Origin of the sequence: Pseudoalteromonas sp. XI10, assembly GCF_001469895.1 — a bacterium.
GTDB lineage: Bacteria > Pseudomonadota > Gammaproteobacteria > Enterobacterales > Alteromonadaceae > Pseudoalteromonas.
The window spans coordinates 23,162-31,738 of the sequence record NZ_LOPY01000042.1; the positions used below are offsets into that span (position 1 = coordinate 23,162).

Below are 8,577 nucleotides of genomic sequence, written 5' to 3' on the forward strand. Positions count from 1 at the left end.
TTATTCATCGCCCATCGCAGCAAGTAAGTCAGCTTGGTGTTCTTGCATTAGAGGTTCGATAACACTTCCTAAATCACCGGCAACCACTTCATTCAAACGATAAAGTGTTAAATTAATACGGTGATCGGTAATACGACCTTGCGGGTAGTTATAAGTACGAATACGCTCAGAGCGGTCACCACTACCTACTAAGTTACGACGTTCTGACGCTTCAGCCGCTTGACGTTTTTCATCTTCAGCTTGTTGTAAACGTGCACCTAGTACAGACATCGCTTTGGCACGGTTTTTATGCTGTGAACGCTCATCCTGACACTCTACAACCACACCTGTTGGAATGTGTGTAATACGGATTGCTGAGTCAGTTTTATTTACGTGCTGACCACCGGCACCCGATGCACGGAAGGTATCTACTTTAATATCTGCAGGATTAATCTCAATTGCTTCCGCTTCAGGAATTTCTGCCATAACTGCTACAGTACAAGCTGAGGTATGAACACGGCCTTGCGACTCTGTCTCTGGTACACGCTGTACACGGTGCGCACCTGATTCAAACTTAAGCTGACCATACACGCCTTCGCCAGAGATATGCGCAATGACTTCTTTATAACCGCCATGCTCACCTTCGTTAGTACTTACTACCTCTACTTTCCACTTTTTAGTTTCAGCGTAGCGGCTGTACATACGGAATAAGTCACCTGCGAAGATAGCAGCTTCATCACCACCAGTACCGGCACGAACCTCTAAATAGACGTTATTATTGTCTTTAGGGTCTTTTGGTAACATTAGAATTTGGATTTCATCTTCTAATACAGTTATTTGTGCTTTTGCTTCTTTATATTCTTCTTGCGCCATTTCACGCATATCAGGATCAGAATCTTTTAACATTTCTTCTGCTGTAGCAACATCATCTTGTGCTTGTTGGTAAGCTAAAAATGCTTTAACGATTTCTTCTAATTCTGAGTATTCTTTAGATAAGGCACGAAAGCGATTTTGGTCGCTGATCACAGAGGGGTCGCTTAGTAGCGCTTGCACTTCCTCGTAACGCTCAACTAAGGTTTCTAATTTTCTATAAACAGACTCTTTCATTTAACGACTATTCCTGATCAATACCTAACATTTTCTTTAATTGGCTTAACTCCGCTGCTTCACCTTTTTTAGCAGCATCTTGAATGGCACGGGTAGGTGCGTGCATCAAGCGGTTGGTCAGTTTGTTTGCCAACTCGAGTATTACTTTTTCTGCCTCTTTACCTGCTTGTAGCTGGCCAAGGGCTTTTTCGACAAGTTCTGACTTTATATCTTGTACATCGTTGCGATAATGGCGAATAAGATCCACCGAATCGAGTGAGCGCAACCACATAGCAAATTCATCGGTACGTGAGCGAATAATAGCTTGCGCTTGCTCCGCAGCCTGCTCACGGGCGGCGATATTCTCGCTTACTATGGCTTGTAAGTCATCAACTGAATACAAATAGGCAGCATCTAATTCGCCTACTTGGCTTTCGATATCACGCGGTACCGCAATATCGATAAATAACATTGGTTTGTGGCGGCGCTTTTTCAGCGCCTGCTCTACTACCCCTTTACCAATAATAGGCAAGGTACTGGCGGTTGAACTAATAACAATATCGGCGTCGTGTAAACGCTCAGGTAACTGAGCAAGTGCAATCACATCCGCGTTAACTTCACTTGCTAACGTTTTAGCGCGTTCAATGGTACGGTTTGCCACCGTTATTTTTTGCGGATCGTTTTGGTATAAGTGCTTAGCAACCAGTTCAATCGTCTCACCTGCACCAATTAACAGTACATTAGTTCTATCTAACTTGCCGTAAATATGTTTCGCAAGATTAACCGCAGCATAAGCAACAGATACGGCACTAGCACCAATGTCAGTTTCGGTACGAACTTGTTTTGCCACAGAAAATGTTTTTTGAAACAAACGGTCAAAGGTTACACCAATGGCATCGTGAGTTTTTGCATTATGGTAGGCTTGTTTTATTTGCCCTAAAATTTGCGGCTCACCGAGTACTAACGAATCTAGACCACAAGACACCCGCATTAAGTGATTAATTGCTTCGTGATCTTCATGGTAATAGGTATTGTTGCTCAGTTCTTGTTCATCCAAACCATGGAAACTGGCTAACCAGCGCAACAAGGTTTGGGAATTACGCTCGGCAAGGCTACAATAGATTTCAGTTCGGTTGCAGGTCGAAACAATAACCGCTTCATTAAAATGCGCATGACCACTTAATTGCTGTAACGCCTCAGACATTTGCTCAGGCGAAAACGCGACTTTTTCGCGTAATTCTACGGATGCGGTTTTGTGATTTATACCAAGTGCTACGATGGTCATATGTACCAAATATTGCTAAGCCCAGCTGTAAAGGCGTTAATTTTACCAAAAATCAGCGGAATATGGAAAGTAAGGAACGACATTTGATTAAACAATATTTGATTTTATTCATGTTTTTTTTATTTATCGGCGGTTGTGCGCAAAAAATTTCAACTGTTGATTACATTTATCCTGACTGGAAAAGCCGGTTAGAGCAACAAGCTCAATGGCAAGTGCAAGGTAAAATGGCATTTATTAGTACAGAGCAGCGCCAGTCAGCCAATTTAAATTGGCAACATGATGAGCAATACAGTGAAATGGTACTTACCAGCTTTATTGGCACCCGCATTCTGTCTTTAAAACAAAATGCACAAGGTGCTGAGCTTGAGTATGACGACAATGTATATACCGACCGTGATGCCTCAATGTTGTTATATCGTTTAACCGGTTTTTCAATCCCATTAGATAATGCCGCAAAATGGCTAAAAGGTGCCGTCGAAAACGACCAAGCAAGCTATGATGAGCAAGGCCGTTTAGAAAGTCTTATTTGGCAAGCACACAATGGTCAACAGTGGCAAATAACCTATTCAGATTACATCAAACAAGACGGTTATTGGCTTCCTGTAAAACTAAGCCTTAAAAACAATAAAATTCGTATTAAAATTCAACTTAATGATTGGCAGTTAAATTAATCATGACACACGCTTCAAACGCCCCGCTAACTTTAATAGCACCCGCAAAACTTAATTTATTTCTTCATATAAATGGTCGCCGTGAAGATGGCTACCATGAACTCGAAACCTTATTTACCTTTTTAGAGTTTGGTGATGACTTAACATTTACTGTCAACAACGAGCCAGATATTTCTGTAACCGGTGATACAAACGGCATTGAGCTTGCAGATAACCTTATATATAAAGCAGCCCGTTTATTACAACAGCACTGTGATTGCCAACAAGGCGCTTCAATAAAGCTATTAAAACGTTTGCCTATGGGCGGCGGTGTTGGCGGCGGCTCATCCGATGCCGCCACTACCCTACTTGCACTTAATAAACTATGGGGTTGTGATTTATCACTTACAGAATTAGCAGAGCTTGGGGTGAAATTAGGCGCTGATGTACCAGTATTTATAAATGGTCACACTGCCATAGCGCATGGGATTGGCGAGCAGCTAGAAAATGTTGAATTACCGCAAAGTTGGTTCTGTGTGGTACATCCAGGGCAGCATGTGAGCACCGCGAAAATTTTTACCCACCCAGACTTAAAGCGCGACACACCTAAGCTAAAAGCAGACTGGCAAACAGAAAATTTAGGCAATGATTGCGAGGCTTTAGTTAAAAAGCTCTGCCCCGAGGTTGAAAAAGCCCTGCAGTGGTTGCTAAAATACGCCCCGTCAAAGATGACTGGTACAGGCGCTTGCTGCTTTGCTGAGTTTTCAACCGAGGCACAAGCACAACAAGTTTTAGCTCAATTACCAGAAAAATGGACAGGTTTTGTTGCAAGTAGTGCTACACTTTCTCCTGCTCATACAGCATTAAATGCTCACTTTGAAATGAAGTAACGTACAAGTAAATGTTAACCTGCTTTGGTGCCTACCATAGCCTGTTAGTCCCAAAATTCAGTGCCTGAGGAACCCTACCGTGCCTGACATGAAGCTCTTCGCTGGTAACGCAACACCTGAGCTAGCTCAAAAAGTTGCAAAACGTTTGTATATTGAATTAGGCGATGCTGTTGTTGGCCGTTTTAGTGACGGTGAGATCAGTGTTCAAATTAATGAAAATGTTCGTGGCTCTGACGTTTTCATTGTCCAATCAACCTGTAACCCTACTAACGATAACTTAATGGAGCTTATCGTTATGGTTGATGCCCTACGTCGTGCGTCTGCTGGACGTATTACTGCCGTTATCCCTTATTTTGGTTATTCACGTCAAGACCGCCGCGTGCGTTCTGCTCGTGTACCAATTACAGCTAAAGTAGTTGCAGATTTCCTTTCAAGTGTTGGTGTTGACCGCGTTCTAACGGTTGATTTACACGCTGAACAAATCCAAGGTTTCTTCGACGTACCAGTTGATAACGTATTTGGTAGCCCAGTTCTACTTGAAGATATGAAAGAACGCGACTTCGATGACGTTGTTGTCGTTTCTCCTGATATCGGTGGTGTTGTTCGTGCTCGTGCAATCGCTAAACTATTAAACGACACAGACCTTGCTATTATCGACAAGCGTCGTCCACAAGCAAACGTTTCACAAGTAATGCACATTATTGGTGACGTTGAAGGTCGTGACTGTATTATTGTTGATGACATGATCGATACTGGTGGCACTTTATGTAAAGCAGCAGCAGCGCTTAAAGAACACGGTGCGAAACGCGTATTTGCTTATGCCACTCACCCGGTACTTTCAGGTAATGCAGCTGAGAACATCCGTAACTCAGTCATTGACGAAGTTATTGTAACTGACTCAATCACACTAACTGACGAGCTTAAAGCAATTGATAAAATCAAAGTGCTTACACTTGCAGATATGCTTGCTGAAACAATCCGTCGTATCAGCAACGAAGAATCTATTTCAGCGATGTTCGAACACTAATCAACTTCACTGAGATACTGAAAAAAGCACCGCTTAGGTGCTTTTTTTGTAGTCGTTATTTATTTTCCCCAAAAGGGGTGGTATGATAGCGCGCCTTTTGGCTGGGGACCTTGGTCGCAAAGGCCCTAAGACTATTAATTATTGGAGACATTATGTCAACTTACACATACAATGCAGAATTACGTACAGAAACAGGTACTGGTGCGAGCCGCCGCCTACGCCGTGAAGATAAAGTTCCTGCAATCCTTTACGGTGCTGACAAAGAAGCTGCATCAATCGTTCTTGCACACAAAGATATGATCAAAGCGCAAGAAGACGAAGGTTTCTACACGCATATCCTTACTTTAAACATCGGTGGCGAGTCAGTTGAAGCTATCCTTAAAGATATTCAACGTCACCCGTACAAGCCTAAGATCACTCACTTAGACTTCCAACGTGTAGATGCTTCTCACAAACTTCACACTAAGGTGCCTGTACACTTCATCGGTGAAGAGAAAGTAACTAAAGCTGGTAACACTGTTGTTCACCAATTAACTGAAATCGAAATCACGTGTCTTCCTAAAGCACTTCCTGAGTTCGTTGAAGTTAACGTTTCAGATTTAGTAGCTGGTGATTCAATCCACCTTTCTGACCTTAAACTTCCTTCAGGTGTTGCATCTGTTGAGCTAACTAAAGGCGCTGATCACGATCAGTCAGTTGTTACTGTTAAAGCTAACAAAGCAGCTCCAGCTGAAGAAGAAGCTTCAGAAGACGCTGCAGAATAATTTTTAAGGTGTAAACACCTTGAATTCTATTCAAATGCTTGTGGGCCTGGCTAATCCAGGCCCCGAATACGCAAACACACGCCATAATGCAGGTGCTTGGTTCATCGAAGAACTGGCTGCACGTTATAACTGCACACTCAAACATGATCCTAAATATCACGGCCTCACCGGCAAAGTGATTATTCAAGGCCAAGAATTTAAATTACTGATCCCTACAACTTATATGAATTTAAGTGGTAAGGCGGTGAGTAGTCTCGCTAATTTCTTTAAAATCCCTGTTGAGAACATCCTCGTTGCTCACGACGAAATGGACTTAGATCCTGGGATTGCAAAACTTAAAAAAGGTGGCGGCCACGGCGGTCACAATGGTTTAAAAGATATTATTGCGAAAATGGCAAACCAAAAAGATTTCATGCGCCTTCGCATAGGCATTGGTCATCCAGGTCACCGAGAAATGGTAACAGGCTGGGTGCTAGGTAAAGCCGCGAAAGACGATCAAGAAAAAATGGACGCCGCCGTTGACGAAGCAGTTCGTTGTATGGAAATACTTGCAAAAGATGGTGTGTTAAAAGCACAAAACAGACTACATTCATTTAAACCTTAATCCGTTTTAATGAAATTACACAAGGTATCTTACTATGGGTTTTAAATGTGGCATCGTTGGTTTGCCAAACGTTGGTAAATCAACTCTATTTAATGCACTAACTAAAGCGGGTATTGAAGCCGCTAACTTCCCTTTCTGTACCATTGAGCCTAACACGGGTGTGGTACCGGTTCCTGATGCGCGCTTAAATGATTTAGCCGCTATCGTAAATCCTCAGCGTATTTTACCAACGACGATGGAATTCGTTGATATTGCCGGTCTAGTAAAAGGCGCATCGAAAGGTGAAGGTTTAGGTAACCAATTCCTAGCAAACATTCGTGAAACAGATGCGATTGGTCACGTTGTTCGTTGTTTTGAAGACGAAAACATTGTTCACGTTGCTGGCACAATTGACCCTGCTGATGATATCGACGTAATTAACACTGAATTAGTACTTGCTGATATGGACAGTGCTGATAAAGCGATTGTTCGTAATGCTAAAAAAGCAAAAGGCGGCGACAAAGACGCTAAAGAGCAAAATGCTGTTTTAGAAAAAGTAAAAGTACACTTAGATGAAGGTTTAACGTTACGTTCTTTAGAACTAACAAAAGAAGAAAAAGCAGCGATTAAGCCACTTAACTTCTTAACAATCAAACCTACCATGTATATTGCTAACGTGGCAGAAGATGGTTTTGAAAATAACCCTTACCTAGACAAAGTACGTGAAATTGCTGCTGCAGAAGATGCGGTTGTTATTCCAGTATGTGCAGCGATTGAATCTGAGTTATCTGAACTTGAAGAAGAAGATAAACTAGAATTTATGGCTGACCTAGGTTTAGAAGAGCCTGGTCTTAACTTAGTGATCCGTGGTGGTTACCAGTTACTTAAATTACAAACCTACTTCACTGCTGGCGTTAAAGAAGTACGTGCATGGACAATCCCAGTAGGTGCAACTGCACCACAAGCTGCGGGCAAAATCCACACTGACTTTGAGCGTGGCTTTATCCGCGCACAAACTATCGCATTTGACGACTACATTGAGTTTAAAGGCGAAAGCGGTGCTAAAGAAGCTGGTAAGATGCGTCAAGAAGGTAAAGAATACATCGTTAAAGACGGCGATGTGATGAACTTCTTATTTAACGTATAAGCATATTTGCTCATTCGATTATAAAAGGCTCGTTATTACGAGCCTTTTTATTGCCTAAATATTACTAAAATGGTGAGTAAAACTTCTGCTGCTATACCTCTGCTTGTTCTTTTTAGTGATGTACAATGTTATTTATGCTTAACAGTGAATCGTATTAATAAATACGTCGAAAGCAAATGAGTAATAACAACAGTTAATTGAGGGGATTTCAAAGCTCGCTAGCACTTTTGCGACCTATTGACTGCTCGATTAGCAAATTGTGGGAATTTTAAAAGTAAAAATAAGCCCCCTTAGTGACAAAATAGCCTGTATAAATTCATTCGCTTTCGCTTTTTTATGTTTAAATCACCTAAAAGATCACGCTAACTAATTTTGAAACTTGATTTTTGTATGAAAATCAAGCAACTTTAAATGTGGGTTTTAAAGCTCTTACTATGCATTTGGGAATTAAACTCATAAATTGCAGTCAAAAAAACAGCAATTTAAATGAAATTTCGCCACTTAGCTTAATTTTAATGCAAACAAACACTGATAAGCATTTTTTTGCAAAAAAGGTGTTGACGGATTTAGGTCATATCAGCATAATACGCCCCGCACTCAGCGATGAAGTGCTAACAAAAAAGATGGCTAAGTAGCTCAGCTGGTTAGAGCACATCACTCATAATGATGGGGTCACAGGTTCAAATCCCGTCTTAGCCACCATTCTTTTTGTTGCTCAATGAAGAGTTTAAAATAACTACCAGTACTTTAAGTACGAATGATGCGGGAGTGGCGGAATTGGTAGACGCGCTGGATTTAGGTTCCAGTAACTTCGGTTGTGAGAGTTCAAGTCTCTCCTTCCGCACCATGTTCTTGATAAGAACTCAAACTATCAAGCTTTTGTTGGGATATCGCCAAGCGGTAAGGCAGCAGGTTTTGATCCTGCCATTCCCAGGTTCAAATCCTGGTATCCCAGCCACGATGGCTAAGTAGCTCAGTTGGTTAGAGCACATCACTCATAATGATGGGGTCACAGGTTCAAATCCCGTCTTAGCCACCATTCTTTCTTTAGAATGGCTCTGCAGGAGTTAAAACTGCACTCAATGAAGAGTTTAAAATAACTACCAGTACTTTAAGTACGAATGATGCGGGAGTGGCGGAATTGGTAGACGCGCTGGATTTAGGTT

Annotated in this window: 9 protein-coding genes and 4 tRNA genes; 11 read left to right on the forward strand and 2 right to left on the reverse strand. The window is 41.8% G+C overall.

Annotated features, from left to right (window positions below; genetic code table 11):
- Both prfA and hemA read right to left on the reverse strand, forming a co-directional pair.
- Positions 1–1,086: a peptide chain release factor 1 gene (gene prfA / locus AUR67_RS11095; protein WP_058585322.1), complete on the reverse strand. Its 1,086-nt coding sequence runs from the start codon at positions 1,084–1,086 to the stop codon at positions 1–3.
- 7 nt (positions 1,087–1,093) lie between these two features.
- Entirely contained in the window at positions 1,094–2,350 is a 1,257-nt protein-coding gene (gene hemA / locus AUR67_RS11100) for a glutamyl-tRNA reductase (protein WP_058585323.1), read from the reverse strand.
- Between the two features lie 110 nt (positions 2,351–2,460).
- Between hemA and lolB the strand changes: the two genes are divergently transcribed.
- From lolB to AUR67_RS11150, 11 genes are all read left to right on the forward strand, one after another.
- Complete coding sequence (gene lolB, locus AUR67_RS11105; protein WP_235591827.1) at positions 2,461–3,021, forward strand: lipoprotein insertase outer membrane protein LolB; 561 nt, start codon at positions 2,461–2,463, stop codon at positions 3,019–3,021.
- 2 nt (positions 3,022–3,023) lie between these two features.
- The gene (gene ispE / locus AUR67_RS11110; protein ID WP_058585325.1) at positions 3,024–3,890 is read left to right on the forward strand and encodes a 4-(cytidine 5'-diphospho)-2-C-methyl-D-erythritol kinase; all 867 of its coding nucleotides are present in this window, start codon (positions 3,024–3,026) and stop codon (positions 3,888–3,890) included.
- A gap of 79 nt (positions 3,891–3,969) precedes the next feature.
- The gene (locus AUR67_RS11115) at positions 3,970–4,917 is read left to right on the forward strand and encodes a ribose-phosphate pyrophosphokinase (RefSeq protein ID WP_058585326.1); all 948 of its coding nucleotides are present in this window, start codon (positions 3,970–3,972) and stop codon (positions 4,915–4,917) included.
- Positions 4,918–5,069: 152 nt separating this feature from the next.
- Positions 5,070–5,681: a 50S ribosomal protein L25/general stress protein Ctc gene (locus AUR67_RS11120; RefSeq protein ID WP_058585327.1), complete on the forward strand. Its 612-nt coding sequence runs from the start codon at positions 5,070–5,072 to the stop codon at positions 5,679–5,681.
- Between the two features lie 19 nt (positions 5,682–5,700).
- The gene (gene pth / locus AUR67_RS11125; RefSeq protein WP_082389177.1) at positions 5,701–6,285 is read left to right on the forward strand and encodes an aminoacyl-tRNA hydrolase; all 585 of its coding nucleotides are present in this window, start codon (positions 5,701–5,703) and stop codon (positions 6,283–6,285) included.
- A gap of 34 nt (positions 6,286–6,319) precedes the next feature.
- Positions 6,320–7,411 (forward strand): redox-regulated ATPase YchF, encoded by a 1,092-nt coding sequence (ychF, locus tag AUR67_RS11130; protein WP_058585328.1) that lies wholly within the window; start codon positions 6,320–6,322, stop codon positions 7,409–7,411.
- 386 nt (positions 7,412–7,797) lie between these two features.
- Complete coding sequence (locus tag AUR67_RS21190; protein WP_063124316.1) at positions 7,798–8,046, forward strand: hypothetical protein; 249 nt, start codon at positions 7,798–7,800, stop codon at positions 8,044–8,046.
- Positions 8,037–8,113, forward strand: a tRNA-Met gene (locus tag AUR67_RS11135). Before AUR67_RS21190 ends, AUR67_RS11135 begins: the two co-directional genes overlap by 10 nt.
- A gap of 60 nt (positions 8,114–8,173) precedes the next feature.
- Positions 8,174–8,258, forward strand: a tRNA-Leu gene (locus AUR67_RS11140).
- Positions 8,259–8,294: 36 nt separating this feature from the next.
- Positions 8,295–8,369: transfer RNA gene (locus tag AUR67_RS11145), tRNA-Gln, on the forward strand.
- Positions 8,370–8,373: 4 nt separating this feature from the next.
- Positions 8,374–8,450, forward strand: a tRNA-Met gene (locus tag AUR67_RS11150).
- Positions 8,451–8,577 lie beyond the last annotated feature (127 nt).